At 69.3% G+C, this 26,817-nt stretch carries 31 protein-coding genes; 18 read left to right on the forward strand and 13 right to left on the reverse strand.

Features of this window, described 5'->3' with window-relative positions:
• Together ACWDAK_RS15665 and ACWDAK_RS15670 are read left to right on the forward strand one after the other, a co-directional pair.
• Window positions 1-475 (forward strand): tyrosine-type recombinase/integrase (locus ACWDAK_RS15665; RefSeq protein ID WP_449806470.1); only part of this gene is annotated, 475 nt, incomplete at its 5' end.
• An 89-nt stretch (window positions 476-564) separates the two neighbouring features.
• Window positions 565-1,071, forward strand: a complete 507-nt coding sequence (locus tag ACWDAK_RS15670) for a hypothetical protein (protein ID WP_427393514.1) — start codon at window positions 565-567, stop codon at window positions 1,069-1,071.
• On the opposite strand, the gene ACWDAK_RS15675 is transcribed toward ACWDAK_RS15670, so the two are convergent.
• The 3 genes from ACWDAK_RS15675 to ACWDAK_RS15685 form a co-directional block, all read right to left on the reverse strand.
• Window positions 1,008-2,108 (reverse strand): hypothetical protein, encoded by a 1,101-nt coding sequence (locus tag ACWDAK_RS15675; RefSeq protein WP_427393513.1) that lies wholly within the window; start codon window positions 2,106-2,108, stop codon window positions 1,008-1,010. The two genes, ACWDAK_RS15670 and ACWDAK_RS15675, sit on opposite strands and share 64 nt — an antisense overlap.
• Window positions 2,109-2,214: 106 nt before the next feature.
• Window positions 2,215-3,132, reverse strand: coding sequence for an NAD(P)H-binding protein (locus tag ACWDAK_RS15680; RefSeq protein WP_427393512.1), 918 nt, complete (start codon window positions 3,130-3,132; stop codon window positions 2,215-2,217).
• Entirely contained in the window at window positions 3,116-4,447 is a 1,332-nt protein-coding gene (locus tag ACWDAK_RS15685; protein ID WP_427393511.1) for a PP2C family protein-serine/threonine phosphatase, read from the reverse strand. Before ACWDAK_RS15685 ends, ACWDAK_RS15680 begins: the two co-directional genes overlap by 17 nt.
• A gap of 311 nt (window positions 4,448-4,758) precedes the next feature.
• On the opposite strand from ACWDAK_RS15685, the gene ACWDAK_RS15690 reads away from it, so the two are divergent.
• Together ACWDAK_RS15690 and ACWDAK_RS15695 are read left to right on the forward strand one after the other, a co-directional pair.
• Entirely contained in the window at window positions 4,759-6,153 is a 1,395-nt protein-coding gene (locus tag ACWDAK_RS15690) for an MFS transporter (RefSeq protein WP_449806471.1), read from the forward strand.
• A gap of 11 nt (window positions 6,154-6,164) precedes the next feature.
• A complete protein-coding gene (locus ACWDAK_RS15695; RefSeq protein WP_427393509.1) occupies window positions 6,165-6,761 on the forward strand; it encodes a cysteine hydrolase family protein in 597 nt (198 codons plus the stop codon).
• Window positions 6,762-6,837: 76 nt separating this feature from the next.
• On the opposite strand, the gene ACWDAK_RS15700 is transcribed toward ACWDAK_RS15695, so the two are convergent.
• The gene (locus tag ACWDAK_RS15700) at window positions 6,838-7,287 is read right to left on the reverse strand and encodes a MarR family winged helix-turn-helix transcriptional regulator (RefSeq protein ID WP_387630563.1); all 450 of its coding nucleotides are present in this window, start codon (window positions 7,285-7,287) and stop codon (window positions 6,838-6,840) included.
• A 77-nt stretch (window positions 7,288-7,364) separates the two neighbouring features.
• Window positions 7,365-8,189 (reverse strand): MerR family transcriptional regulator, encoded by an 825-nt coding sequence (locus tag ACWDAK_RS15705; RefSeq protein WP_427393508.1) that lies wholly within the window; start codon window positions 8,187-8,189, stop codon window positions 7,365-7,367.
• 123 nt (window positions 8,190-8,312) lie between these two features.
• On the opposite strand from ACWDAK_RS15705, the gene ACWDAK_RS15710 reads away from it, so the two are divergent.
• Together ACWDAK_RS15710 and ACWDAK_RS15715 are read left to right on the forward strand one after the other, a co-directional pair.
• Entirely contained in the window at window positions 8,313-8,699 is a 387-nt protein-coding gene (locus tag ACWDAK_RS15710; protein WP_387630566.1) for a nuclear transport factor 2 family protein, read from the forward strand.
• 14 nt (window positions 8,700-8,713) lie between these two features.
• Complete coding sequence (locus ACWDAK_RS15715; protein WP_427393507.1) at window positions 8,714-9,040, forward strand: putative quinol monooxygenase; 327 nt, start codon at window positions 8,714-8,716, stop codon at window positions 9,038-9,040.
• Between the two features lie 234 nt (window positions 9,041-9,274).
• Here ACWDAK_RS15715 and ACWDAK_RS15720 read toward each other — a convergent pair whose 3' ends face one another.
• Genes ACWDAK_RS15720 through ACWDAK_RS15730 form a run of 3 tightly spaced genes read right to left on the reverse strand, consistent with a single transcriptional unit; the run spans window position 9,275 to window position 11,213 of the window.
• Window positions 9,275-9,751: a hypothetical protein gene (locus ACWDAK_RS15720; protein WP_427393506.1), complete on the reverse strand. Its 477-nt coding sequence runs from the start codon at window positions 9,749-9,751 to the stop codon at window positions 9,275-9,277.
• On the reverse strand, window positions 9,748-10,665 hold the full coding sequence (locus ACWDAK_RS15725; protein WP_449806472.1) for a metallophosphoesterase family protein: 918 nt from the start codon (window positions 10,663-10,665) through the stop codon (window positions 9,748-9,750). The genes ACWDAK_RS15720 and ACWDAK_RS15725 overlap by 4 nt, the downstream gene beginning before the upstream one ends.
• 8 nt (window positions 10,666-10,673) lie before the next feature.
• On the reverse strand, window positions 10,674-11,213 hold the full coding sequence (locus ACWDAK_RS15730) for a cupredoxin domain-containing protein (RefSeq protein ID WP_427393504.1): 540 nt from the start codon (window positions 11,211-11,213) through the stop codon (window positions 10,674-10,676).
• Between the two features lie 374 nt (window positions 11,214-11,587).
• On the opposite strand from ACWDAK_RS15730, the gene ACWDAK_RS15735 reads away from it, so the two are divergent.
• Complete coding sequence (locus ACWDAK_RS15735; protein ID WP_427393503.1) at window positions 11,588-12,121, forward strand: RNA polymerase sigma factor; 534 nt, start codon at window positions 11,588-11,590, stop codon at window positions 12,119-12,121.
• Window positions 12,118-12,855, forward strand: a complete 738-nt coding sequence (locus ACWDAK_RS15740) for a Rieske (2Fe-2S) protein (RefSeq protein WP_427393502.1) — start codon at window positions 12,118-12,120, stop codon at window positions 12,853-12,855. Before ACWDAK_RS15735 ends, ACWDAK_RS15740 begins: the two co-directional genes overlap by 4 nt.
• A 76-nt stretch (window positions 12,856-12,931) precedes the next feature.
• Here the strand turns inward: ACWDAK_RS15740 and ACWDAK_RS15745 are convergent, their stop codons facing one another.
• Window positions 12,932-13,519 carry a TetR family transcriptional regulator gene (locus ACWDAK_RS15745; protein WP_427393501.1) on the reverse strand — a complete coding sequence of 196 codons (588 nt, stop codon included), beginning with the start codon at window positions 13,517-13,519 and terminating at the stop codon, window positions 12,932-12,934.
• A gap of 95 nt (window positions 13,520-13,614) precedes the next feature.
• Here ACWDAK_RS15745 and ACWDAK_RS15750 point away from each other — a divergent pair, with 95 nt between their 5' ends.
• From ACWDAK_RS15750 to ACWDAK_RS15760, 3 genes are all read left to right on the forward strand, one after another.
• The gene (locus tag ACWDAK_RS15750; protein ID WP_427393500.1) at window positions 13,615-14,598 is read left to right on the forward strand and encodes an aldo/keto reductase; all 984 of its coding nucleotides are present in this window, start codon (window positions 13,615-13,617) and stop codon (window positions 14,596-14,598) included.
• A gap of 67 nt (window positions 14,599-14,665) precedes the next feature.
• The gene (locus ACWDAK_RS15755; protein ID WP_427393499.1) at window positions 14,666-15,583 is read left to right on the forward strand and encodes an MBL fold metallo-hydrolase; all 918 of its coding nucleotides are present in this window, start codon (window positions 14,666-14,668) and stop codon (window positions 15,581-15,583) included.
• A gap of 45 nt (window positions 15,584-15,628) precedes the next feature.
• The gene (locus ACWDAK_RS15760; protein ID WP_427393498.1) at window positions 15,629-16,585 is read left to right on the forward strand and encodes an SDR family NAD(P)-dependent oxidoreductase; all 957 of its coding nucleotides are present in this window, start codon (window positions 15,629-15,631) and stop codon (window positions 16,583-16,585) included.
• Window positions 16,586-16,687: 102 nt separating this feature from the next.
• On the opposite strand, the gene ACWDAK_RS15765 is transcribed toward ACWDAK_RS15760, so the two are convergent.
• On the reverse strand, window positions 16,688-17,971 hold the full coding sequence (locus tag ACWDAK_RS15765) for a vanadium-dependent haloperoxidase (RefSeq protein ID WP_427393497.1): 1,284 nt from the start codon (window positions 17,969-17,971) through the stop codon (window positions 16,688-16,690).
• 906 nt (window positions 17,972-18,877) lie between these two features.
• Here ACWDAK_RS15765 and ACWDAK_RS15770 point away from each other — a divergent pair.
• Window positions 18,878-19,381 (forward strand): ATP-binding protein, encoded by a 504-nt coding sequence (locus tag ACWDAK_RS15770; protein ID WP_387625590.1) that lies wholly within the window; start codon window positions 18,878-18,880, stop codon window positions 19,379-19,381.
• A 253-nt stretch (window positions 19,382-19,634) separates the two neighbouring features.
• Here ACWDAK_RS15770 and ACWDAK_RS15775 read toward each other — a convergent pair whose 3' ends face one another.
• Both ACWDAK_RS15775 and ACWDAK_RS15780 read right to left on the reverse strand, forming a co-directional pair.
• Window positions 19,635-20,435: an anti-sigma factor family protein gene (locus ACWDAK_RS15775; RefSeq protein WP_427393496.1), complete on the reverse strand. Its 801-nt coding sequence runs from the start codon at window positions 20,433-20,435 to the stop codon at window positions 19,635-19,637.
• 25 nt (window positions 20,436-20,460) lie between these two features.
• Window positions 20,461-21,063 carry a sigma-70 family RNA polymerase sigma factor gene (locus tag ACWDAK_RS15780; protein WP_427393495.1) on the reverse strand — a complete coding sequence of 201 codons (603 nt, stop codon included), beginning with the start codon at window positions 21,061-21,063 and terminating at the stop codon, window positions 20,461-20,463.
• Window positions 21,064-21,786: 723 nt separating this feature from the next.
• On the opposite strand from ACWDAK_RS15780, the gene ACWDAK_RS15785 reads away from it, so the two are divergent.
• Complete coding sequence (locus ACWDAK_RS15785) at window positions 21,787-22,089, forward strand: cupredoxin domain-containing protein (RefSeq protein ID WP_449803951.1); 303 nt, start codon at window positions 21,787-21,789, stop codon at window positions 22,087-22,089.
• 101 nt (window positions 22,090-22,190) lie between these two features.
• Entirely contained in the window at window positions 22,191-22,652 is a 462-nt protein-coding gene (locus tag ACWDAK_RS15790) for a hypothetical protein (protein WP_427393494.1), read from the forward strand.
• A gap of 511 nt (window positions 22,653-23,163) precedes the next feature.
• Here the strand turns inward: ACWDAK_RS15790 and ACWDAK_RS15795 are convergent.
• Window positions 23,164-23,331 (reverse strand): hypothetical protein, encoded by a 168-nt coding sequence (locus ACWDAK_RS15795; protein WP_427393493.1) that lies wholly within the window; start codon window positions 23,329-23,331, stop codon window positions 23,164-23,166.
• A 4-nt stretch (window positions 23,332-23,335) separates the two neighbouring features.
• Here ACWDAK_RS15795 and ACWDAK_RS15800 point away from each other — a divergent pair, with 4 nt between their 5' ends.
• From ACWDAK_RS15800 to ACWDAK_RS15815, 4 genes are all read left to right on the forward strand, one after another.
• A complete protein-coding gene (locus ACWDAK_RS15800) occupies window positions 23,336-23,584 on the forward strand; it encodes a cupredoxin domain-containing protein (RefSeq protein WP_427393492.1) in 249 nt (82 codons plus the stop codon).
• Complete coding sequence (locus tag ACWDAK_RS15805; RefSeq protein ID WP_427393491.1) at window positions 23,581-24,534, forward strand: metallophosphoesterase family protein; 954 nt, start codon at window positions 23,581-23,583, stop codon at window positions 24,532-24,534. Before ACWDAK_RS15800 ends, ACWDAK_RS15805 begins: the two co-directional genes overlap by 4 nt.
• An 11-nt stretch (window positions 24,535-24,545) precedes the next feature.
• Complete coding sequence (locus ACWDAK_RS15810) at window positions 24,546-24,959, forward strand: hypothetical protein (protein WP_427393490.1); 414 nt, start codon at window positions 24,546-24,548, stop codon at window positions 24,957-24,959.
• A gap of 372 nt (window positions 24,960-25,331) precedes the next feature.
• Window positions 25,332-26,555 carry a low temperature requirement protein A gene (locus ACWDAK_RS15815; RefSeq protein ID WP_427393489.1) on the forward strand — a complete coding sequence of 408 codons (1,224 nt, stop codon included), beginning with the start codon at window positions 25,332-25,334 and terminating at the stop codon, window positions 26,553-26,555.
• Window positions 26,556-26,817 lie beyond the last annotated feature (262 nt).

Genomic DNA, 26,817 nt, shown 5'->3' on the forward strand with positions numbered 1-26,817 from the left:
GACGGCCGTGAACAACGGGAAGATCCACCTCGGCGAACCCAAAACCGAAGCCAGCCGCGCCTGGATCAGCCTCTCCCCCAGAGCCATGGCCGCCCACCACCGCCAAGCCGCCCTCCAGATGGCCGCCCACCCCGACGGCCGCCTGAAAGGCCTCGTCTTCACCCGCCCCGACGGCGACCCACTGCGCCCCCAGTGGCTCCTCGACCAACTCCGCAAACGCACCGCCGAACTCGACCTACCCAAGATCGGCCTGCACGACCTGCGCCACACCGCCGCCAGCATCATGATCGCCGCCGGCATCCCGCTCGCCATCGTCTCCAAAACCTTGCGCCACTCCCATCTCGCCATCACCGCCGACCTCTACGGCCACCTCCTCAAGAACTCCGCCGACGAAGCCGTCCTCGCCCTGGCCAAAGCCCTCGACCACGCAGACAGCACCCCCACGGTCATCCCGAACGCATGCCTGGCCGCGTAGACCCGTGCTGGCAGGACGACTTGGTCGAGGCCGGGGGCCCGCCGAAATTCGGATGGTCTGTCCGGAATCGCAGGTATGCTCCCGTTACGGTGACCGATACATCACCCCACCTGGTCGATCTGCGGGCCAGCCTGTTCGAGCGGACCACGCACAGCGTCGCGCTGACCCCGGCCGGGACCGTGCTGCTCGACCAGGCCCGGATCGCGCTGGACGCCCTGGACGCCGCCGCACGACGAGCGCAACGCGCGGCCGGCGAGGAACCGAAAGTGGTCCTGGCGGTCAAAGCCAACGCCGACGCCGGACGTCTGGAGGCGATCCTGGAGCGCTACGCGGCCGGGCCCGGGGCTGTGCCGGTGGAGATACGGCTGTGCGGATGGGGTGAGCAACCAGGACTGCTGCGCCGGGGCGAAGCCGACGCCGCCCTGGTCTACGAACCGTTCGACCACACCGGTCTGGACACCGAGCCGGTGGCCGTCGACGCTAAACGGCCCCGCCCACGGGCAGACATGCGACCTCATCGGGGGCTAATGCCTCACCCGCCGAACCGGTGCCACCGGAAACCGTGTTCGAGCAGCGGTGTCAGGGTCCCGCGGTGAAGCGCGCTGAAGCCCACGATTGCCTCGTCCTCGTCGCCGCTGACGCGGGCGAGAAGTCCCGGCGCCGCGAAAAACCGCTCGGCCGCGTAGGTCGGCATGAAGGGACTGAGGGGTATGGGGCGCAGCAGCTTCCACAGCGCGTCAAGGCGCGCGGTCGGCATGCAGTAGGTGCGAGCGCCGTAGGGGGCGACACTCATGGCTCCGTTGAGGGTGAACTGCAGGAGGAAGCGGCTCAGCGGTTCCTCTTCAAGGGTCGTCTCCGGGTTCGGATCATCGGGGTCTTCGGTGAACCACACACGTGGATCGGGCTCGTCCGGCTTATTCAGCGGCCAGGGGATGGACCAGTCCCTGCTGGCCCCGTTCCACATCGCGAAGATCAGTCGGTCGCCCAGTGGCCCGGATGCACGCCTGGGCTTCTTCAGTACTGGGTCGATGAATCTGTGGATGGCCGGTCGGAGGCGGGCCAGGCGGTGGAAGGCGGCCAACGCCTCTGGCAGGTTGTCCAGTTCGTTTGCCGTGGTCTCGTCGTCAGCCGACTCCGCTTCGGGAAACCAGCCGAGGACGAACGACTCCAAGGCCCGGCTCGGATCTGATTCCACGAGGTCGATCCAGTCCACGCCTGGCACCGGCCCAGGTGACGGGACTGGCCGGACCGCATCCAGCATCTCGCGGGTCAGCGGTTGGCTGAGCCTCAGTTCGGCACGGTCGAAGTAAGCCGGTGCCGACGGCATCGCCCTGCACTGGGCGGTGCCGAGCGGGAGGCAGCCCTCTTCCAGTCGCGCGAAGACGTGAATGGGCAAGGCACCTCGGAACTCGAACCTGGAGTGGAGTTCTGGAATCCGATCCCCGCGCAGAAGTACCCAGAGGGAGTCTTGGACGCCGCTGACCTTCGGATTGTCCCCGGACTCGACAATGACGACGGTTGCGTCAGCTCCCGCCCCGATCAAGGCCGGCCCCATTGCGTACCGAAGGAGGCCAGCTCCAGCGACAGACAGGGCCGCCTTCTCGGTGATCAGGGACGGAAGCGTTCGCAACATGCCGGTCAGCCTATCCGCGAGGACAGACAGGGCAGATTGATCGGGACTCGATACAGGCCCTAGTGGATCGGCAGGTCCAACTTGGCTGTTCAGGGCCCTTTGGCGGTCAGCTCGATTTTGGGGGCATGAAGTTCGAACCGTTGCGATCGAAGTCGTGCCTCCTGTCGATGACGAACTCCTCCACGGTCATGGGAGAGCGGTTGCCGATGACCTCGATGAGGTTGTTCGTGCCCTGGAAGATGCCGTGCTGGTAGTCGGTGGCGACATTACTCAGGTGCTGGATCAGGTGGGACGGCTTGCCCAGGCAGGCCAACCCGTCCGCGAACTCCTCGATGCTGATGGGTTCGTACGTAACGGGGATCCCGAGTGCTCGCGAGACCGCCATGGCGATCCCGTAGTGGTCCATCTCAACCGGGCCGTGCAGAGGGTAGGTCTGGCGATCGTGCGGCTCCGGCTTCTCAAGGATGGCGGCGATCACGTACGCCTGGTCAACCCCGGCCACGGGAGCGTGACGGCCGCTTCCGAACGGAAGGCGGAGCACGCCCTCGTCTCCCTGACGGCCCCACCACCAGCTGATCCATTCGGCGAAGAACGTCGGACGCAGGTGCGCGGTGAGCATCGTCGTGCGGTCGAGCAGGCGCTCGCCGAGCCAGTGCTGGCGCGCTTGGTTGCTGACGGCTTCCCGGCGGGCGGAGATCTGCGACATGTCGACGACCGATCGGACGCCAGCCTCGGTGGCCGCCTGCGCGAACGTGACCGTGGCATCGAGCAAGCCCGGGGCGATCGGGTAGCAGAAGTAAGCTCCGCTCACTCCTCGCATGGCGGAGCTCACGTCGTAGAGGTTGAGCAGGTCGCCCACGGCGATTTCGGCGCCTGTGGCAGCGAGCTGCCGCGAGCGGTCGTCCTCCCGGTGCACGAGAGCACGCACCCGGTGCCCTCGTTCCAGGAGCAGTTGCACGGTGGTCTTCCCGGTGTTCCCCGTCGCGCCGGTGATCAGGAAGAGCCGGTCATCGTTCTTCGTCATGCTCGTCGACCTCCTTGCGGATCACGCCCGTCTCGGCGGCGAAGTGGTCGCGCCAGGGGGATGGTGCGCGTGTTCCGAAGCGCTCCGGGTGGACGGCTGGAGTGTTGTGAGAGGCGGCCTGCGACCTGCGGGTGTCGGGGTGCCATTCGACGAGCAGGATGGTGGCGTCGTCACTGAGGTCGTTGCCCTGGTGTTCGAGGATCGCGTGGATGAGCAGTCGCAGGACCTCGCTTGGGTGCTGGCCGGCCGTGGAGGAGCGGATGATGAAGTCGGTGAACCGGTCCCGGCCGAACACCTCGCCGTCCTCGCTGCGGGCTTCGGTGACGCCGTCGGTGTAGAGCAGCACCCGGTCGCCGGGTTCCAGCGTCGTCTCGTGCACCTCGCGGTGGGTGGGCCCGAGCCGGAACGGCAGGCCCATCGGCGGCTGAGGGGGGCTTTCCAGGGCGTGCTCCAGCACGCGTTCGTTGCGGATCAGCAGGGGCGGCGGGTGACCGCAGTTGCACCACTGGAGCGTGCCGGTGTCCACGTCCAGCCGGCACAGCACGCCGGTGCAGGACTGTTCGGGGAGCCATTCGGCGAGCGCCTGGTCCACCGCCTCGATCGTGTTCGGCAGGTCGGCACGGGAGCGGCGGGCGTTGCGGCAGCCGGCCATCACCATCGCGGTGGTCAGCCCCGAAGAGAGGTCGTGGCCCGTCGCGTCGAAGATGTCGGCGTGCAGGATGTTCCTGGTCATCGAGTGGTCGAAGGCGTCGCCGCCGAGCGCGTAGGCGGGTTCCAGCACGGCGGTGGAGATCACGCCGGGGCGGCCGACGCTGCGTGGCGGCAAGAAGGCGCGCAGCATCTCGGTGGGCAGCGTCGTGGGCTGCGTGCGGGTGCGGGCAACGAGCCAGTCGCTGTAGGTGCGCTTGGAGGTGACCACCGTGGCCAGTATCCGGCAGCGGCGCAGCCGCACCCCGTCCAGGACGCCGGCCCGCACGCCCAGTACGCCGATACGCTCCGCGCCATCCACCATCGGTAGCCACGCCGTCCCGCCGCCCTGGGAGTCGTGGACCCGTGGCGACATTGTGCGGTAGGCCCAGCTTGCCTCGCTGGAGTCCACGGGCAGCCGGTCGGTCTGTTCGTCGAGGGGGATGAGCAGATGCTGCTGGAGGTCGGCGAGGTAGATCGTGGCACTGTCCAGGCCGAGCGCCTGGGCGCACCGGTCCACGAGCGCGGGCAGACGGTGGGGGACGATCGCATTGGCCTCGGCGAGCAGCTGTTCCAGCAGCCGCTCGTCCGCCCCGGTGGCGGCCGCCCGGTCGTCCTCGTCGGCCATGACACCACCTCCGCCTTCTCAGTCTTGCACCCATCCGTCCGGATCTCATTCCGGCCGCGCAGCGGCGGCGCTCGCCGGTGGACGATCACGATCGACGTACAGCCGCATGTCGTGTGCGGCGCCGAATATAGGCAGGCTACCTGCTAACCTGTTCGTCAGGCAGCCTGCTTACTTTCTTGGTGAGGCGTCTCCTGGATAGCCGGCCGCCCGGACACACAGAGGAGTCGCGTATGAATGTCACAGGTAGTGCCGACCCGGTGGGCCGGCGCCCGGCAAGTGACGCGGACCGGAAGCCTTTCGGTGCACGCTTCGTGACACCGCTGTACGTGGGCGCCGCACTGAACCCGGTGAACAGTTCGATGATCGCGACGGCGCTGGTGCCCATCGCGGCCGCGATGCACATAACCGTCGGCCAGACCGCGGTGCTGATCTCGACCCTGTACCTGACCAGTGCGATAGCGCAGCCCGCCGCCGGACGGCTCGCTGAGGAGTTCGGCGCGCGGCGGGTATTCCTGGCCGGCACCCTCACCGTGCTCGTGGCGGGATTCCTCGGCGGCTTCGCATGGGGCATGACCCCTTTGATCGTCGCCCGCGTTCTGATCGGCGCCGGCACGTCCGCCTGCTACCCCTCGGCGATGCTGCTGATCCGCCGGCGTGCCGCGACAGCGGGACTGCAGGAGCCGCCCAGCAGCGTTCTCGGCGGCCTGGCGGTCGCCGGTGCGGCCACCGTGGCGATCGGTCCGGCAGTAGGCGGCCTCCTCGTCGGGTGGTTCGGTTGGCGGACCGCGTTCCTGATCAACGTCCCCGCCGCCCTGCTGGCGTTGGTGATGGCTCTGGCGTGGATCGGCAAGGACCCCGCCCGTGAACGGGGGCGTTCCCCGCACACGATCGCCCAGCGCCTCGACCTGCCAGGCATGATCGTCTTCGCCGGCACCCTGATCACACTCCTGCTCTTCCTCAACGACCTGCAGCAGCCCAACTGGGTCCTCCTGGTCGCGACCGTCGTGCTGACGGGCGTGCTCGTCGCTTGGGAGCTCAGGGCGGCCAATCCGTTCCTGGACGTCCGCCTGCTGGCCTCGAACCCCGCTCTGGCCAGCACCTACCTGCGCAACGGCCTGACCCTCCTGGGTACGTACGTGATCCTCTACGGGCTGACCCAGTGGCTCCAGGCCGCTCGCGGCCTGCCCAGCTTCCAGGCGGGCCTGATCCTCATCCCGATGGGCGCCCTGTCGGCCATCACGGCACGGATCGCCTCCCGCCGCAGCGGGGTCCGGGGCTGGCTCATAGCTTCCGCGGCTCTGCTGCTGGTGGGAGCCGTCGCCACCTTGCCTCTGACCACCGGGACGCCGATCATCGCCCTGGTTGCCGTCACCGCGCTGTTCGGCCTCACGTCAGGGGCCAGCACCGTGGCGAACCAGACCGTCCTGTACCGGGAGGCCCCGGCCGAGAGCATCGGCACCGCCTCAGGGCTGCTGCGCACCTTCGGGTACGTCGGCTCCATCGCCTCGGCGGCCATCACCGGCATGGCCTTCCACAGCCGGGTCGACGACACCGGCCTGCACCACATCTCATGGGCCCTCGTCGTCATCGGCGCCGCCGTCCTCCTCATGACGGTCCTCGACCGACGTCTGGCCGACCCCACCCGTAAAGAACCCGCCGGCCAGGAGCCTCAACCGCTCACAACCACCACTGCCGACGCCCCTTAGGAACACAGGACATGACCACACCCATCCCGCCCATCATCCCCTCCCGTACCGCCCTGCTGCTGATGGACTTCCAGCCCGCGGTCCTGGCCGCGGTCCCCCACAGTGCGCACGCACTCTCGCGCGCGCAGGCGGGCCTCGCCTGGGCCCGCTCGCACGACGTCCGCGTCGTCTACGTCCGTGTCGCCTTCGCACCGGAAGACTTCGCGGCCGTACCCAGGCGCAACAAGACATTCGCCGCCGTCGCGCAGCACGGCTTCCTTGCCGACGGAAGCCCCGACACCGACCTGCACGACTGCCTCGATGTGCGGGACGACGACATCGTGGTGCGCAAGACCCGCATCGGCGCGCTCTCCGACGCCACCGGTCTCCACGAGAGCCTGCAAGCCCAGGGCATCGACACGCTCGTACTCGCCGGACTCTCCACCTCAGGCGTCGTCCTGACAACGCTCCGGCATGCCGCCGACGAGGACTACCGGCTCTACGTGCTCAAAGACGCGACCGCCGACCCCGATCCGGAGGTCCACCGGCTCCTGATCGAGAAGGTCTTCCCGCAGCAGGCAGAGATCATCGACACCGACGACCTGTGGACGCTCGGCAAGGCTGTCTGAGTTCCGTTCCGGCGGGAACGAGCGACCATTCCCGCCGGAACGACGCCGACGCCTGCGGCCAGTCAGCACCGGCCCGTCACGAGGCGCCGTCGGCGAGCCGGTTCATGAGTGCGGCGGCCTTCAACAGGGTCTTGCGCTCATCCGCCCTGAGCTGCGTTCTCAGTGCCACCTCGAGCCAGGCCTCACGGGCCGCCGGCATCGTCTCGACCAGCGCCCGCCCCTCGGCCGTCGCGTGGATGAGCGCCTTGCGCCGGTCGGTGGGATCCTCGCTGGCAGTAACCAGGCCATCGGCGCGCAGGGTCGAGAGCGTCTCAGCCATCGACTGGCGACGTACGTGCTCCGCTGCTGCCAGCGCACTTGCCGTGGTCGGACCTTCGGCGACCACTCGCGCCAAGGTGTTGACCTGCGACCAGGTCCAGCGCATTTCCTCAGGCGCCGATTCGGTACGCAGCCGGGCACGCAGGCGAGTCATCGCCTTCATCAACTCGGCGGCGATCTCTGCTTCCGGTGTTGCTGCGCTCCCCACCCGGCAAGACTAGCCGGTGAGCAGGCCGCCTGCCATTTCACCGGTATCGCGTCCAGGTCAGGCCCTTCTCGTGGCGGTCATCGGGTGGGGCGGGTGCGGAAGATCGGCCAGCCCACCTCGGTTCGCCACAGGCTGTCGTCCGCCGTGTCGGTCGGGCCGACCAGGTAGTACTCCCGGATCGGTCCTTCCACCGCCAGGGCGTGGCGGGTGACATACGCGCCGAGCGCGCCGTAAGCCCGGTCGATGTCTGCATGGGAGCCGGCGTGGACGACGGTGGCCAGCTCCACGGACGGGACGGCCAGCAGTGCGACCCGGCCCATGAGCCTGGGGGAAGGGTCACAAGGCAGGAAGACCGTGGCCTGGCCGCGGCCGTCGGCGAACAGCTCGTTGGAGAAGATCCCTCCAGCCGGGCCCGTCGGGGCGATCCCCTGGGCCGTGACCGTGGCTTTCAGCTCGCCGAGCGCCCCCTGGTACCAGGTCAGGGCGTCGCCGACGTCGACCGTGTCGGTGATCGCCGCAGCGAGGGTGACCGGCACGTAGCGGTGCTGTACCGGTCCCTCGGCTGCCGGGTGGTCCAGCAGGTTCCGCAGCGACGACACCGCCTCCTCGGTGCGGGCCAGGTTGGCCTCCAGACGGGCCAGGTGGCCGGAGATGAGCCGGTTGCGGGCTTCCACGTCCGGGGCGGTCAGGACCTTGTGGATCTCGTCCAACGGCATGTCCAGGTCCCGGAACCGGCGGATGATCTGAGCCGTGGAGATCTGATCGGAACCGTAGCGACGGTAACCCGTGTCCGGATCCACCGCGACCGGCTCCAACAAACCGATCTCGTGGTAGTGGCGCAGCATCTTGACGCTCAGATGCGTCGCCCGTGAGAAGTCACCGATGGCCAGCGTGGAGATCACCCTCCCAGTCTGAAGCCTCCCACGGTGGGAGGGTCAATCGGCGAAGCGGCCCTTGCCCCTCCCACCGGGGGATCCCGGAACCTGGGCGCAGACACCACGAGGGACCGAGAGAGGACCGAGCCCGTGCCCAGCCAGCCATCCCCGAGCGAGATCATCACCGAGCTGCCCCCGATCGTCGCCGAACACATCGCCGCCGTGAACGCCTTCGACACCGACCGCATCGTCGGCACCTTCGCCCCCGGCGCCTACGTCAACGACAACCGGCGCGAGATCTGGGGCGCCGACGCCATCCGGACGTTCATGGACAAGGAGTTCGTCGGGGACCACGTGACCATGGAAGTCCGAGAGATCTTCGACCACTACGGCGACCTCATCGTCCGGGCCAAGTACGACGGCACCTACGACAAGACCAACCTCCCCGAGGAGCTGGTCATGACCAGCTACTTCGCCATCCGCGACGGCAAGATCGTGAGCCTGACCGTCATCCACAACCAGCCCTCGCCCTACTGAGCCGGAGCCGATCCATGAGCACACTGGTCATCACCGAGCTCTTCTCCCAGCCCGGCCGCGGCGACGACGTCGCGAACCTGCTGCTGGACATCCTGGGAGAGAGCCTCAAGCACGAGGGCTGCGAAGACATCCGCATCCTGCGCGACCAGAACGACGCCAACCATGTCGCGGGCCTGACCCAGTGGACCGAGGCACACAACTACACCGACTACCTCGCCTGGCGCACCGAACACGGCTTCACCGCCACCTTCGAGGCCATGCTCACCCGCCCCCTGGTGATCCACTACTACGACGAGGTCTACCACGGCAAGGGCATCGCAGCGCGCACGGAGGAGGTCTGACAGCCGGACCGCGCAGAGGATTCGGGCACCGCACCGCCGAGTCGAAGTCCTCACCCGGGCGGACGCCCGGCAAGGCTGTCCGAGTTCCGTTCCGGCGGGAACGAGCGACCCGTTCCCGCCGGGTCGGCGCCGACTGCCTCCGGCGGTCAGCGCCGACCCTCACGAGGCGCCCGCAGCGAGCCGGTTCATGAGTGCGGCGGCCTGCAACAGGGTCTTGCGCGGCGTCGTTCGTCTTCAACTCGCGGCCGGTGGAAGGGATGCAGGTAGCTTTCCGTGCCGCACGGTGAGGTATCCGGCTGCGAGGAGCGCCAGCACGGTCGCGCATTCGGTGACGATGCTGATGAGTGCCTGCGGCGCGGGTTGCAGGCCGTGCTCGATGAATCCGAAGACCCCTGTGGTGCGTGAGGCGGCGAATCCGGCGAGCGCGCCGAGAGCGGTGCCAGCTGCGGCGAGTTGGATGAGCGCGGGCGGCCGGAGGAGGGCTCCGGCCAGCAGCGGGCCGAAGCCAAAGGAGGCCGCGGCTTGGAGCAGGAACAGCATGCCGACGGCGTGCAGGTAGCGGTAGCCGTCGAGGTAGAGCTGAGCGTGGACGACGCCGCTGGCGATGAGCGTGGCCCCGGCGGCCACGGTGAGCGCTCTCGCCGCTGCGGGCGGGCGGGCTGCGGTCATCGCGAGGATGCGCCTGGATACAAACGCGGGGGTGTCGTTCATGTCAGTTCCTGATCGGTGATCGCCAGTGAGGTGGTGCCCTCTCGGTATTCGACGCTGCGGATGCCGAGGGCGGTGTGCAGTTGCCGGGCCGGCAGCACCTGCGGGGTCGGCGCGGGGGCCTGGCCGGGCTTGGGCAGCGGGTAGGCGGTCGTGGTGGCCGAGTGGAAGGTGACGTTGCCTTCGACTCGGCTGAACAGCTGGTGGACGTGCCCGTTGAGTGCGGTGACGGAGGAGAACCGCTTGAGCAGGTTCAGCACCTGCAGCGAGTCGTCGGTGGACCACCCCCACTGCGGGTACATGGCGAACAGCGGGATGTGGCTGAACACGACGATCGGGGTGTCGGAGGACAGGCCGGCGACGTCGCGGCGCACGAAGTCGATCTGATCGGCGCCGAGGTGTCCGAGCTTCTCCAGGCTGAGGGTGTTGACGAGCGCGATGAAGTGCACGCCGTGCGTGTCGAAGCTGTACCAGCCGTCGCCTTCGGTGCCGCGCCCGAAGGCCTGCTGGTAGGCGCGGCCGTGGTCGTCCACGGAGTCGTGCTCGCCGGGGACCGTGAAGACGCGCTCGGTGCGCAGCCCGCTCATCATCTGCTTGACCTGGTCGAACTGTGCCGGGGTGGACAGGTGGGTCAGGTCGCCGGTGTGCAGGACGAAGTCCGGCCGGAATCCCAGGTTGTTGACCTGGTCGATGGCGTGGGCGAAGGAGCCGGTGACATCCGTGTTGGCGGGCCCGGTGAAGCCGATGTGGCTGTCGGAGATCTGCACGAAGCGCAGGGTGTCGGCATCGCCGGTCGCCGCGGAGGCGATGCTGTCGCGCGTGTTGGCGATGCGGCTGATGACCTCGCCACCGGTGACGCTCAGCACCACGGCGGCGCCGAACCAGCCGGCGTGCCGTGCGAGCTGGCGTCGGGTCATGGGGGCGGTCACTGGGTCACCGTCACCGTGGCCGTCATGAACGGGTGGATGGTGCACAGGTAGCCGTAGGTGCCCGGGGTGGTGAAGGTGTACGAGTAGCTCTGCCCGGTGTTGAGCGCCTGCGAGTTCAACGCTCCCGCCTTGTTCTGGCTGGTGACGGTGTGCGCGTCGGTGTCCTGGTTGGTCCAGGTCACCGTGGTGCCGGCCTTCACCGTGATGGCGGCGGGCGCGAAGGCGAAGTTCTTGATGGCCACGCTGTCGGTGGCGGCCGGTGCCCCGGCCGGCGTCTGCGCGGCCGCGCTCGCCGGCATCGTCATCGGCGGCATGGAAGCGGTTGCGGTCGGCGCCGTGGACGGCTGCGCGGCGCCGGTTCCGGTGGCGCCGGGCATCCCGGCGAGGCTCGACTGGCCGGAGCCGGCCGTGAGGGCGGTGGCCGTGGCCGACGCGGTGCCCTGCGTGGGGCTGGAGCATGCGGCCAGGGTCAGGCCCGCCGCCGCGAGCAGCGCGGCCGCGGCGCCGGCCCGGCGCCGGGGGAAGGACTTGTCCATGGTTCGGCTTTCTGATCGGCCCTGGACGGGCGCGGATGAAGACCTCGAGCTGGATTCGGCGGGTGTGGACCAGGCGATGCGCCACGGCCCGCCGCCGTCGCAAGGGGATACGGACGGGGGTTACACCCGCACCGCTTTCGCAAAGGGGATACGGACGGGGGTTACACCCGCACCGCGCACCGCTGTAACCCCGGCCCGTATCTCTGGGCGAGAAGAATCGACGAAGGGTCTATCGATGCCGAGGCAACGGGTCTGGTGTACGCCGCGCTCTATGATGAGTTGTGGTCGGTCGCGACAGGTTCGCAGCGCTCAGACGGGTCGGCCTGGGCATGGCCAGGCGGGCTGACACCGCGGTGCCGGCGACTCGCCCCCCGGTGGTGCTGCCGTCGGCGGCGTATCCCGACTGGGATGCGATCTACACCGACAACGTGGGGCGGATCTACCGGTTGATGTTCGCGAAGGTCGGCAACCGTCCCGACGCCGAAGACCTGACCTCGCAGGTGTTCACGGCCGCGTTCGGGCCGTTGCACGCCAGCGCCGAGATCGGCCAGGTACGCGCCTACCTGACGGCGACCGCGCGCACCGTGCTCGCCGAGCACTGGCGGCGCACGCTGGGCCACCAGGTCACCGAGATCGACCCCGACGCCACCGACCTGGCCGATCAAGCGCCCGGCGCCGAGGAGGCCGACAACGAGGCCGCCGGCGCGCGTGCCCAGCAAATCCTGGACGCGCTACCGGAACGGTCCCGGCAGATCCTCGTGCTGAGATTCCTGCGCGGGTACACCATCCGGCAGGCCGCGGCGGAACTCGGGGTCACCGTCGCGAACGCGAAGGTCATCCAGCACCGCGCCTTGCGCGCGGCCGCCGACGTGGAGAAGAAGGCCGAGATGGAAGGGGAAGCGCCATGAGGCGGCAGGCGGTAGACCGCTACGTGGAACGGCTGCTCGGCCGGCGCCGCCCCAAGCCGTTCGCGGCCACCGAGGAAGAGCTCGCCGTCGTGCGCACCGCCATCGATCTGGCGGCCGCCGGACCGGACGCCCAGGGCCCCACCCCGGCGTTCGTCGACCGGCTGCGCCAGCAGTTGCGCGAACAGGAGCAGGCGCAGGCTGCCACGCCCGCACCGCAGCCGGCGTGGCGCACCCCGCCGCGTCGCCGGGTGTTGGCCGCGGGCGCGCTCACCGCCACCGGCGCCGTGGCCGGCATGGCCGCGGAAAAGCTCCTGGTAGGGCCCGACGCGGGCGCGCAGGCACAGCAGCCCGGCTCGTCCGAGGAAATCGTCCCGGACATCGGCAGCTGGCAGCCGGTCGCCCGCACCGCCGAGGTTGCCGAGGGCGCCGTCGTCGCCTTCGACCTGGGCACGGTGACCGGATTCGTCCGGCGCACCGACGGGCGCGTCCGGGCCGTCTCGGGCATCTGCACCCATCAGGGTTGCCGGCTCGGCCTCGACAGCGCACGCGACCGACTCGCCTGCCCGTGCCACGGCGCGACCTTCAGCCTCGCCGGGGTGAACCTGACGCGTCCGCACCAGGCCGGGGAGCCCCTGCCCACGCTGCCGCGACTCCCCGTGCGCGAACTCGACGGCACCATCCAGATCTACGCCCCGGCGATCAGCCAGTCCCAGTCCCCGCAGTCCAGCGCGTGACGTCCGGCAGGAGACCGGCTGTGAAGGGAGCCATGCGCTGCGCAGCTGGGTCAGACCGTGCGCTGACTGGGGGCTGCTACTGGTGTGCCGCCCGTGGCTCGGTCATCCGGCGGGCGGCCTCGACGACTGCCGAGCGGTGCAGGGCCTGCAGCTCGGGTGACCATGCCTGGCCGCCCTCCCCCGCGTCGCGGCCTTCGGCGGCGAAGAACCATGCCTGGGCCACGGCGAGCACCATGGTCAGCAGATCGTCGGGCACCAGCTCCCGGGCGAGGTCACCACGCTGCTGCGCTTCGGCCACTTCAGCGGCCTTGCGCCGGAAAGCGTCGGGCTCGAGTCCGGTGGCGGAGGGGCGCTCCAGCAGTTTCCATAGCCGTAGGCGCATGAGGTCCGGCCGGGCGACGAGGTGGTCGAAGATCGCGCCTGCGTACCCGGGCAGGTCGTCGACGTCGAAGGGCACCGACTCGGCCCCCTCCGTGAGCGCCCGTCGCAGGACCTCGTCGAACAGCTCCTCCTTGTTGCCAAAGTAGACGTAGATCAGCCGCTTGTTCGCCCCTGCGGTCTCGGCGATCCGGTCCACCCGGGCCCCGGCGATGCCGTAGGCGGCGAACTCGGTGAAGGCGGCATCGAGCAGCCGGGCCCTGGTGGCTTGGGAGTCGCGTGGCATGGCCACCACCCTACCAAGTAACTATCTAGTTATTGACATTGGTGGATCAGAGCCATACGGTCATGTATCTATCCAGTTAGTTATGGAGGAATCCCATGGAACGCCACACACTCGGCCGCCAGGGTCTGACCGTCAGCGCCCAGGGCCTGGGCTGCATGGGGATGAGCGCCTTCTACGGCGCCACCGATGAAGTCGAATCGCTCGCCACCATCGACCGTGCGCTGGAGCTGGGCATCACCCTGCTGGACACCGCCGAGAGCTACGGCCCATTCGTCAACGAGCAGCTCCTCGGCAAGGCGCTGGCCGGGCGCCGGGATGCAGCCGTGGTCGCCACCAAGACCGGCGTGGAGATCACCGACGACGGCCGCGTGCTCGACCTGAACGGCCGGCCCGAGTACGTGCGCCGGGCGCTCGAACGCTCACTGCGGCACCTGGGCGCCGACCACGTCGACCTGTACTACCTGCACCGCATCGACCCCAAGGTGCCGATCGAGGAGACCGTCGGCGCGCTGGCCGAGCTGGTAACCGAAGGCAAGGTCCGCCACATCGGCGTATGCGAGGCGTCCGCGCAGACCATCCGACGCGCCCACGCGGTCCACCCGCTGACCGCCGTGCAGACCGAGTACTCGCTCTTCGAGCGCGGCATCGAACACGACGGGGTGCGCGACACCCTGGAGGAGCTGGGAATCGGCCTGGTGGCGTACTCCCCGCTGGGGCGCGGCTTCCTGTCCGGTGCCATCACCAGCCCGGACGACTTCGCCAAGGACGACTGGCGCCGTACCGACCCCCGCTTCCAGGGCGAGAACTTCGACCGCAACCTCGCGGTTGTCCGCGAGGTCCACCGTCTCGCCGCCGACAAGGACGTCACCCCCTCCCAGCTGGCACTCGCCTGGGTGCAGCACCAGGGCGCCGTCGCCATCCCCGGCACCAAGCGCCGCCGCTACCTGGAAGAGAACACCGCCGCGACCGAGCTGACCCTCACCGACCGGGACATCGCCGCGATCGAGGCGGTCGCCCCGCACGGCGTGGTCACCGGCGAGCGCTACGCGCCCGAGCTGATGCGAACGCTCAACGGTTGAGTTCACGCAAGCGCGCGGCGGTGGGCAGCCGACACCTCACACCAGTGCATCACGAAAGGACATTCCCATGCCCCGAACGGCCGATCGGATCACCATCGGCGAGACGTCGATCACCTATCTCCTGGACGGACACGGTGTACACAATCCGGACACCATGATGCCGGGGGTGGACTGGTCGGCACACCCCGGCTCCCTCGAAGACGGCCAGCTCGTCCTCACGTTCGGAGCTTTCCTCATCCGCGCCGGGGACCAGAAGATCCTCGTGGATCTCGGTCTCGGCGAGATGGACGTGAATCTTCCCGGACTCGCCCATGTGCAGGGCGGCCGGCTCCTGCAGAGCCTCGCCGCCGAAGGACTGTCCCCCGACGACATCGACACGGTGGTGTACACCCATCTGCATCTCGACCACATCGGCTGGACCAGCGATGTCGCGCCGGTTCCGAGCGCACCCGAGCCGAAAACGCCGAGCAGCCTCACCTTCGCCCGGGCACGGCATCTCATGGCGGAAGCCGAGTGGCGGCACTGGACAACTGAGGCGGCAGGCGAGCTGGGCGGGCCGGACGCCGAGGCCACGATCAAGCCACTCAAGGGTGTCGTCGAGTTCATCGGGAACGGCGACACCATCGCACCCGGCGTCGCTGTCGAGGACACGTCCGGTCACACCCCCGGTCACCTGGCGGTCGTCGTGCGGGACCCGTCGGGCGCCAGCACCGAATCGGTGTTCATCGCGGGAGACATCTTTCATGCTCCGGTGGAAATGGCCGACCCGGCCTGCGTGTTCTCTTCGGACGTCAATCCGGACCAGGCCCGAGCGGTGCGCAACCGCGTGCTCCGGCGACCGGACACCGTGATCGCCGCCGGGCACTTCACCAACGGCGTGTTCGGCCGGGTCACGCCGACCGGCGGCACGTACACCTGGACTCCCGTCGGCCACCCGCCGACTATACCCGTGACGCCGGGGAGACCGACCACCATCGGCACGTGAACCGCACGTTCGGACACCCGGCGCCCGCAGATCAGGAGCCCCCTCATGTCAGTACCTCAGACGCCCCGCACATTCGGGGCGAGCACCACCGCCGCCGAGGTGATCGGCGGCGTGGACCTGCACGGCCGTCGGGCCGTGGTGACCGGTGCCAGTTCCGGGATCGGGGTGGAAACGGCCCGGGCGCTCGCCGCGGCCGGCGCCGACGTCACCCTGGCCGTGCGGAACACCGACGCCGGTGCGCGTGTGACGGCCCGTTTGGAGGCCGAACTGCCGACCTCATCAGGCACATTGACCGTGGCACGCCTCGACCTGGCCGACCGGTCCACGGTCGAGGCGTTCGTGGCCGCCTGGGACGGCCCGTTGCACATCCTGGTCAACAACGCCGGGGTGATGGCCCTTCCGGAGCTCACCCGCACCCCTGACGGCCGGGAAGCTCAGTTCGCCGTCAACCACCTCGGGCACTTCACGCTCGCCGTCGGCCTGCGCCCGGCACTCGCGGCGGCGCAGGGCGCGCGGATCGTCTCGGTCAGCTCGATCGGCCACCTCTTCTCACCGGTCGTCTTCGACGACCTGGACTACCGCTTCCGCCCGTACGACCCCTGGACCGCCTACGGGCAGTCGAAGACCGCCAACGTCCTGTTCGCCGTCGGGGCCGCCGAGCGGTGGGCCGACGACGGCATCACCGCCAACGCACTGATGCCGGGCAACATCGCCGACACGTCGCTGGCCCGGTACATGGGCGCGGAGCAACTGGCCGGCTTCATCGACACGACCGGACTCGCACTGCCCCCTCAGAAGACCGTCGAGCAAGGCGCCGCGACTACGGCGCTGCTGGCCGCCTCGCCGACGGTGGAGGGCCTCACCGGCCGCTACTTCGAGGACTGCGCACAGGCACAGACGGTCACCGAACGAGCCGGTGCCATCGCGGGCGTGGCACCCTACGCCCTGGACCGGGAGAACGCCACCCGACTGTGGGCCGTGTCCGAAGCCCTCGTCCACTAGCCAGGCCCCAGGTACGCGCGTATCGGCGGCCGGCTGTACCCGACGTGTCGGGTACAACCGGCTCCTGGTCACGGCGCCCTGACGCCGCGCAGGTGCGGGCGGTCAGAGGTGGTGCGCCACGAAATCGGCCACCTGCGTGCCGAGTTGCTGACCGGCCTGGTTGTCGATGGCGGTGTGCTGGCCGGACCAGATCCGGCTGAGCCACGCTTCGGTGGCGGCGTCCTGGAAGCCGGCGAAGGTCCGCGTGACACCTTTCGACGTCACCGTGATCTGGTGGTGCGTGCCGTAGAACCCGGCGAGCGTCGTCGCCGCAGCTTGGCTGAGCGCGCCGTGAGCGCCGGGGTATGACGGATCCGGGGCGGTCGGCAGCAGCGGGGTCCAGCTGGGATCGCCGACGATGCCCCGGTTGTAGTGCGTGTCGCCGAGCCGGATCGCGGTCACCGGCCGCCACACGTGGTAGGCGTACTTGGCGTCGTACATCGCGATCGCGGTGTCGGCGAGCGACAGGTCGAGCCGGGCGAAGACCTTCACCGCCTGCTGCAGGCTTGCGTTTTGGGAGGTGACGAGGCCCTGCGCGACCTGGTTCCACACGTTCCAGACGGGCGCCGCCGCCCAGAACTTCGCGGCCGCGGTCTGATCGTGCGTGCGGGTGGTACTGGTCTTGCTGCCCAGGCCCTTGACCTCGTTCAGGGCACTCGCGTACGCGGCGCTGCTCACGGCCGGCGGCGCTGCCGGGCGGAACTGGCTCCCGCTGGTCAGCACGAACGGCTTGACCGCACCCCAGTCGCTGAACACCGGCATGGGGAAGGCGGGCGGCGTGGGCCGGTAGTCGCCGGGCAGGCTGCCGGGAGTGAACTGCGGCGGCTTGGTTGAGGACCCGTCAGTGGACCGCAGGCTGATCAGCTGGCGCGCGACCGCTGCTCCCACGCCGATGCCTGCCTGCTTGCCGGCGCTGTTGGCGATCGCGGACAACTGGCCGCTCAGCTGCTGGTCCACGCTTGCGCGCTTGGTGGGGTACAGGGCGGCCAGCACATCGTGAGCTGCCTGGTCCGCCGCGACGTCCGCACGTGCACCCTGAGGTGCCGGCACCGAGAACGCGTACACGGGGTCCGCGTGGGTGATCGAGGCCACCGCGTCGTACTCGGCGGCCTGGAGCAGCGCGAAGCTACGCGTGGGCTGGACGGTGGCCGGTTGGGCCTTGGGATCGCTCAGGATGCCGATGAGCTCGCGGTTCCACGCCACGACCGACCTGCCGGACCCCGCAGCGGCGGTGCTCGTGGTCGGCGACTGGGCGACGGCGGCGGTGGCCCCGAAAGCCGGGCTGGTGAGTCCGGCTGCCAGCACCGTTCCGATCAGGACGGCGAGTGTCTTCTGCTTTCCACTCATTTCGGTGGCTCCTTCTCGCTGGTGGCGGGTCGCGGCAACAGGCGGCAACGCTCGGACCACTCGGGTGCATCACGTGGGCCGCTGCGGACCAGGGAGTCCAGGTACATGGGTGTGTGCTCTCTACTGATCAGCCCGCGAGGCGGGCCGGGTGGGGGTCGGTCATTCGGTTGGTGTTTTCCGTGCCGGGCCCCGGCCTTGAAGACGTGCACAGCTTCCGGGTCAGCGCGGACGTCGTACTGCCGTACGCGGGTGGGCCGGACGTGGGGTGTCGGCTGAACAACGGGTCGGTGGCGTAGCGGAGCCCGGTGAACGGGACGTGCGCCGGTAGCTGGACGCGGGCGGGACCGGCCGCGCGGCGGGGAAGGCCCTGAGGGGCGGCGGAACCATCTCGGTCATCTCGGCTCACTCCTTGCCGGATGGAGCGAAGGAGGGGATCCCGGGGATCGGGTGCTCGTCAGATTCCACGGTTCCGGGGTCCGTGCGGTTCGGCCCGTAAGCACCTTTTGCGAGATTTCATTGATTTGTGGCATATGCGATGAGCGGCCGGGAACGCAGAGACCCGGGTGCTCCGACAGCAACTCGCTCGACCAGGTCCGCAGGCGCAGCGCCGAGACGAGCTCCACCTGCCCGAGATCGGCCTTCACGGCCTGAGGCGCACCGCTGCCACCAGCGTGATCGCCCCGCGCCATCTCCCGAACTGCCCGGACGCCTCGTGGGCACACATCGACCCTTGAGGTCGCCGCAGGTCACGGCTCCGCTGAGCGCCGTGTGCCCACCAACTGGCGAACTCTGGAGACACGAACGGGCCGAACCACATGGCGCCTGTCGCACGTGAAAGTAGACAAGCGCTGGTATTCACGAGATCTCCTCCCCATCCCCCGTCCCATCCGCAAGGAGTGAGCTGAGATGACCCAGCTACTCCCCACGAACTCCCGCCGCCGCCGCAACGCTCGGCTCCACGCCACGCGCCGAAGCCCGCAGCGTCCCCGGTTCGCATCCATCACGGGTGTGCTGCCTGCGCGAGGTTGCTGCCGCCGCCAGGCGCTGCTCACGTTGCCGGCGCAGGAAGCACTCGTCTCCGCCGCCCGTCACTTCACGGCGGAGCTGCTGGAAAGCTGGAGCATTCCCCAGGACGAGCGGGACTCCGCCGTTCTCATCGTCGACGAACTCGCCGCCAATGCCGCCCGGTACGGCCACGAGTGCATGACGCTGCAGCTGGTCCTCGACCACCACGTGCTGCACATCGTGGTCGTCGACTCCGGAGCTGACGTAGGCCGCCCCAGCCATCACATCGCCCCTGACGAACACGGTCGTGGCAACGGCATCGTCGAGTTCCTCTCACAATCGACCGAGGTCCGCCAAGCTCCGGAGGGTCGCGAAGTCCACGCCTGCCTTCAGTGGTCAGCGTGACCGCACCCGGTGAGGCTTTGGTCGCCAGGTGAGCGCGTCGCTCACCTGGCGACCGCGATGAGCATGGCATGGCCTTCGGTCTCCGGCGCGGTCGGCGATGGGGGGCGGGGATGACCGCCGTCGCCCGAACCCGCTTCCCCCGTCCCGCGGTGAACGTCGTGCCACGCGGCGTGACCTGTGCCCCGCCTGTCCGGCCGGCCCGTGCCGGCTTTGGAGGGCTGCCGGCCATGAGGCGCCCGACCTGGCCGGGGCGTCACGCCGGGATGGTGAGCAGCTTCTGGCCGTTGCCGGCGTAGATGTCGAAGTGACTGATCGTTCCTGGGGACATGGGTACGGTCCCGGAGATCTTGGCGCCACGCGGGTACTCGCCGGCCTGCCAGGTGGCGGCGGTCGCCGCGGTGCCCGTGATCCCGACCGCTTGCAGGCTGCATGTGATCCCGGGGGGTGCTCCCTTCGCCGAGACCTGCAGGGCGGTGCCCCAGGCCGCGGGCGAGACCTCGACCGTGGCGGACACGCCGGTGGTGGGGTCGGTTCCGGAGAAAGTATGGACCGGGGCCGGTGACGTCGGTGCGGGCTGCGCGACCTGGCTGCTCGTGGACACGACGGCAGCCAGCCACGTACCGCCCGACGCTGCCGCGGCGATGAGCGTCGTGGCGGCTGCGACCGCTACCAGTTGCCTCCGCACGGCGTTACGGCGTCGGGACGCTGCTTGCTGGAGCAGCCGGTCGAGCCGGCTTCGCTCGGTTTGCTGCGGTACGCCCGGCCCGGCAGCGGCCGCAGGCTGCGGCTCTGGCTGCGCTCGCGCGCGTGCGGCGGCCCGCTGTACCAATCGGTCGGCCAGCTCCTCGCCGGGCGCGGGCGCTGCCTCGCCTGCGGCCTCGGCCTCGCTGACCTTCGCGAGTAGCGCGGGCATTCCCGCCAGTTCGGCATGCTCGGCCTGACACTCGGCGCATTCCGCGAGGTGGGCGCGGACCTGCTCCGTCTCCGCCGGGGACAGCGTTCCCAGCACGTATCCGCCCAGGGAGAACCGGACGGCGTCACGGTCGCCGTTCATGGTCCGCACCTCCTCCACGACGCTGTCACGGCTCGATACCCCGTTCCTGCAGCGCTAGCCGCAGCGCTTTCAAGGCGTAGTACGTGCGCGACTTCACGGTGCCCACCGGAATGCCGAGCACCTCCGCGGCCTCGACCATCGTCCGGCCCCTGTAGTACGTCTCCAGCAGCACGGCCCGGTGTTCCGGGGAGAGGGTCCGGATGGCCTCGGCCACCGCCCAGCTCTGCAGCGCTTGCTCGATCTCGTCTTCTCCGGGCGTCTGCGCCGCGACCCGTTCCAGCGCCTCCCCGTCGACCTCGGTCGGTCTGGCCCGGCGGGCCCGGCGGGCGTCGATGACCAGGTTCCGGGCGACCGTGCACAGCCACGCCTGGGCCGGTCCGCGCTCGGGGTCGAACGCCGCCGGGTGCTGCCAGGCCCGCAGCAGTGTCTCCTGCACGACATCCTCGGCCCATTGCCAGTCTCCTGAGGTCAGTCGCAGGACGAAGTGGAGCAGCGGCCCGGCATGCTCCGCGTACAGCGTGCGGAGCAGTTCCTCGTCCGCGCGGGAAATGGTCCCCGCACCAGAGACACGGTCCCCGGAGCGATCCGGCTCACTCCCTGGACCGCGTTTCCGAAGACTCCACGGCATAAGTCGATCATCGCATATGCCTCAAATCACTGAAATCTCGCAAAAGGTGCCTACACACCGAACCGCACGACGCCCGGCACCCGTGGAACCTGACGAGCACCGATCCCCGGGCCCCTCCCCCCGTCCCACAAGGAGTGAGCCGAGATGACCCAGATGGTTCCGCCGCCCCTCGGGGCCTCCCCCACCGCGCGGCCGGCGACGCGACGCGACCAGGTGCTGCGGCTCGACGACGCGCTCCGCGAGCGCAGCGGATTTCCGCCCGTGTCCCGCCCGGCGCGCCCGCCATCACGCACGGCGACTGGAGCGTCACGGTCGGCGTCACCCGCCTCCAGCTACCGGCGCACGTCCCCGTTCGCCGTGCTCCGCCACGCCACCTACCCGGCTTACCGGCACCCCCACCTCCGGGCCGGCCGCGCACGGCAGCACGGTGGCAGCGTTGACCCGGAAGCCGTGTACGTCCTCGACGCCGGGTCTCGGCGCGGAACACCGACCGGACGACCGACCCCCGCCCGCCCCCATCGCGGGCTGATCAGTAGAGAGCAACACGCCATGCACCCGAAGTCCCTTCCATCACTCCGACGGCCCCTGGTGGCGGCCGGCCTGGCCGTTGCCACTGCGGGCACTCTGGTGCTGCTCAGCGCCTGCGGCGGATCGCCGCAGTCCTCCTCCACCGGTTCCGGCGGTGCCCCAAGCTCCGCCCCGAGCGCCCCGGCGATGCCCGGCATGAGCACGCCGGCAAGCCCTCCGGCCACAACGGCACCGGCGACCGGGAACGCGGTGACGATCCAGAACTTCGCGTTCTCACCAGCCCGCCTGACGGTCAAGGCGGGCACGACGGTGACCTGGACCAACAAGGACACCGACCCCCACACCGTGACCAGCAAGCAAGGATCGGGCGGGCCCCTGAACTCGGCGTCGCTGACGACCGGCGCCACCTACCAATTCACGTTCACCCAACCCGGCACCTATGCCTACTTCTGCACCATCCATCCCTTCATGACCGCGACCGTGGTGGTGACCCCATGAACCAGTGCCCGGACGCGCGCGGCAGGGCGCCAGGCGCCGACCTTGACAATCCAGCCGGCGGACACGCCATGACATGGCATCAACTCGGAGGAGTGATCCGCATGAACGCCAGGAAGGGACCCGGCTCCGCTATGCGTCCGGCCTTCGCGACACGCCTGGCCGTCGCCGGCACGCTCGCCGGCAGCGGCTACCTCCACGCTCAGCTCTACCTCGACGGATACCGCTTCATCCACGTCGTCGGCGCCCTGTTCCTGCTCCAGGCGATCGCCGCCTTCGCGGTTGCCGCTCTGATGCTGTTCACGGCACCGGTGCTGCTCAGGGCCGCAGCTGCCGGCGTCGCGCTCGGTGCTCTCGCCGGGTTCGCCGCCTCCCGCACGATCGGCGTGTTCGGCTTCACCGAACGCGGCCTGCAGCCCGCCCCCGAAGCCCTCCTCAGCCTCCTGCTGGAGGGCGGCACACTGCTGATCCTCGCAGCCTGGCAGGCAATCGCCTGGGCCCGTCGCCCTCGTAGCCCCCAACATCCCGTAGATCCCAACGAAAGGGCTCTCGCTCGTCGAGGCTGAGGCTCTGTCAGGAGCGCCAACGAGAGAGCTGTCACTGTCACTGGAGCACTTCGCACAGCCGCGGCCACCGTCCCTGCCACAGTCGCGCTCGGACACGCAACCACCTGGCTATGCCGGTGTTGTTGGCCCCACCCAGTGACGGCTCGAGGCGTTCCACTGCCCGCCGCCAGGGTGAAACAACGAGACTCCGCTGTTCGGTGCACGGAATGTACTGTCCGCTCACATACAGTAACCAACCGGGTTGCACCCCTCCAGGATCCCCCGGCGGGTGCAACGCGGTCGTCTGTCTGCCCGAGAAGACGGTATCCGGCTTGGTCCTGGATCACACCCGCCCGTGCGGCTGGGGACGCGTAGAAGGAACGATGGCCATGAATGCGAACTCCGCTCCACCGGTCCGACGGTCGCCTACGGTGTGCCTGGTCGCCGTCGCCGTTGCCGGAGCAGTGGGGCTGGTCAGCGCGTGCGGCGGATCGTCATCCAAACCCTCCGGCGCACTGAGTCCCGGACCCGGTCAGACGAGCCTGGCGGGATTCCCCGGCGCCTCCGGAACGAGCGGTACGGTCACGGCCAGCCCACCACCAAGCACGCCCTCGACCTCACCTACCAGCGGGCAGCCGTCCGCCACCAGCGGCCAGCCCTCGGCTGCCAGCAGCCAGGCGTCCGCTCCAGCGGCCGCCAACGCAGTGACGATCAAGAACTTCGCGTTCAACCCGGCCACCCTGACGGTCAAGGTGGGCACGAAGGTGACCTGGACCAACACCGACCCCGACGCCCACACCGTCACCAGCAAGCAAGGATCTGGCGGGCCACTGCAGTCGGCGGCCCTGGCCACCAACGACACCTACAGCTACACGTTCACCACCCCCGGCAGCTACCCGTACTTCTGCTCCATCCACCCGTTCATGACCGCGACCGTGGTGGTGACCCCGTGACCGAGGACAGCCACGGCTCCAACGGCGGGGGCGAGCACGACATGACCCGCCGCCAGCTCATGCGGCACTCCGCCTGGTTCGGTGGCGCCGTGGTCCTGACCGTCGTCGCGGGAGAGGTGATCAGTCACATCCCCGGTTCGACGAGCGCAGCCCCAGCGAGCAGCGCCGACCTGCGGTTCGTGCAGATCTCCGACAGCCACATCGGCTTCCAGGGCCCGGCCAACATGGACGTCACCGCGACGTTCGCCGCAGCGATCAACCAGGTCAACTCCCTGGGCTACAGGCCTGACTTCGTGATGCACAGCGGTGACCTGACGCACCTGTCCACCCCCGACGAGTTCGACCAGGTCAAGCAGATGATGTCGCAGCTGGACACGGACCGGGTGTTCACCGTGCCGGGCGAGCACGACTCGATCGGAGACAACGGACCACGCGCCTACCGGCAGGCCTTCGGCAGTAACACCGTCGGCGACGGCTGGTACAGCTTCGACACCCACGGCGTGCACTTCATCGCGCTGGTCAACACACTTCACCTGGAGCAACTCGGCCACCTGGGCAACGACCAGATCGACTTCGTGCGCAAGGACATCGCCGGCCTGTCCTCGGACACCCCCATCGTCATCTTCAGTCACATCCCGTTGTTCGCGATGTATCCGACGTGGGGCTGGGGCACCGACGACGCGGTGCAGCTGCTGTCGATGTTCCGCCGCTTCTCCTCGGTCACGTGCCTCAACGGGCACGTCCACCAGCTGTTCAGCAAGACCGAGGGCAACATCACCTTCCACTCGGCCCGCCCCACCTGCTACCCGTTCCCCAAACCCGGCCAGGGCCCCGCCCCACTCCCACAGGTACTGCCCGCCGGACAGCTCAAGGACGCACTCGGCATCCGCACCGTCAACTACTGGCAGGGCAACCACGCACTGGCCATCAAGGACACGAAACTCGCATGAACACCCGGAGCATGAACACCCGAAGACTGCCCGCCCTCGCCCTGCGCCTGGCGCTCGCCGCCACGCTCGCGGCGAGCGGATACATCCACGCCCAGCTCTACATCGACGGATACCGCTCCATCCACATCATCGGCTCGTTGTTCCTCCTGCAGGCCAGCACCTCCTTCGCAGTGGCCGCACTCCTCCTACTGGCGGCACCCCCGCTCCTGCGCATCGCCGCCACAACGATCGCCATCTGCACGCTCGCCGGGTTCACCGCTTCCCGCACCACCGGACTGTTCGGATTCTCCGAAAACGGCCTGCAACCCACCCCGCAGGCCCTGCTCAGCCTCATCGCCGAAACGCTCACCCTGCTGATCCTCGCGGCCTGGAAGGCATCCGAGGCTGCGGCGAAATCGAGGGCCGGGGCGGCCGAGCACGTGTAGGGCCTCGCTCACCCCGCCGACCACCGACGGCACCACGACGCCCTGTGGCTTCTCCTGCCCGCGCTGGTGTGGCCGGCCTCTACTGGTTCGGCCGCGTCCACACCCCCAAACCGCCAACTACGAAACCAGCCTCTTCAGGAACCGCGGCGACGCGAGACTGCTGAGAGCCCAAATGGGCTCCGCGCTCCTGGGCCTGGCGCTTATTCAGCCCGAAGTGCACGGCGGGACGGCGTGCGGGCAGCCAACCGGCTGGTGAGAAGGAGGCCGCGGCCGCGTCAAGGGCGCGGTCCGTTTCCATGCGCTCCCTACGCCGCGGGCACCTCAACGGGACACTTGATCTCCCGGACAGTCCCGGGGCTCTACGCTGCGGGCATGACCTCGCGACACGCACAGTGGGCCAGGCTGCGCCGGCGGTTGTGGCGGCCGCCGCGCGCGCATGGCGAGCAGCCGCGCGAGCGGGTGGTCGGTCCACTCGAGTTGTTCTACGACCTGGTGGTCGTCGTGCTGGTGGCCCAGGCCGCCCATCACCTGGCCGGGCACCTGACCTGGAGCGGGCTGGGTGAGTTCGCCGCCGTCTTCGCGCTGGTGTGGATCGCATGGTTCAACGGCAGCCTGCACCACGAACTGCACGGGTACGAGGATGCCCGCGGCCGGAGCATGTTCCTGCTGCAGATCCTGGTGCTCGTGCCTCTGGGCGCGTGCATCCCCGAGGCGGGCGGCGCGCGCGGAGTCGCGTTCGCCGTGAACGCGGGGGTGCTCTTCGCGGTACTGGCGGTGCTGTGGCTGTTCGCCGCACGCGGTGACAGCCCCGAATTCCGCCGCCCCAGCATGCTTTTCGTCACCGGAACGGCCCTCTGCGCGGTCGTCGCGGCCGTGAGCGCCGCCCTGCCGGCGGGCATCCGTGTGCTGACATGGGCTCTGCTGGCCCTCGCCTACCTGACAGGGTTCGCGGTCCTGATCGGTACGGCCACCCCGGTGCAGGCCACCGCGCTCACCGTGACCGATGCACTCACCGAACGGTTCGGCCTCCTCATCATCATCGTGCTTGGCGAAACCGTGACCGGCGTCGTCGACGGACTGGCCCACGAGCCGACCACCGCGCTCACCGTCGCCGTCGGACTCGTCGCCGTCGTCGTCGGCTTCGGCGCCTGGTGGACGTACTTCGACTTCGCCGGACATCGGCCACCAAGGCCCACCCGCACGAGCACCGTGCAGTGGATGCTGGTCCACTTGCCGCTCACGGCCGCGATGGCCGCGATGGGCGCCGCGATGGTCAGCCTCGTCGAACACGCCCACGACAGCCGGACCCCCGCCGCAACGGCCTGGGTGCTCTGCGGGGGCGCGGCCACGGCGCTCTGCGCGACGATGCTGCTGGCGGCTTCGCTGCGCGTCTGGCGGCAGGAGCGCAGGCTCTACCGGCCACTGGCCGGCATCTGCGTCATCGTTGCCATCGTGTGCCTAGGAGTCGGCGCAGCACGCCCGGCTCCACTCGTCCTTGGCCTCGCCCTCGTCCTCCTCCTCGGTGTCCCGTGGGGACTCGCCGTGGCATACCACCTGTCCCACGAAGAGGAACCCACTGCCGAGAGAGAGGGGTGAGCGTTCCGGTGAAGGCCGAAGCGCACCAGCACCACAGCCGCGGACGCTTCGCCCAACTCGTCCGCGCAGCCGCCGCACGCAACCGCGACCGGCTGATCTGAGGCACCCGGTACCCGACAGAGCCCACCCAGCGAGAATAGTCACACGCGGAATCGACGAGACCACTCAACGTTTCCCCCTTGGCGCCTGCTCAAGGGAGATCCGCAGGCCACAAGCCCCCTTCCAGGGTTGGTGGTCGCATGATGGTCGCCAGCGGCACGCT

The organism is Kitasatospora sp. NPDC001175, from assembly GCF_053598215.1.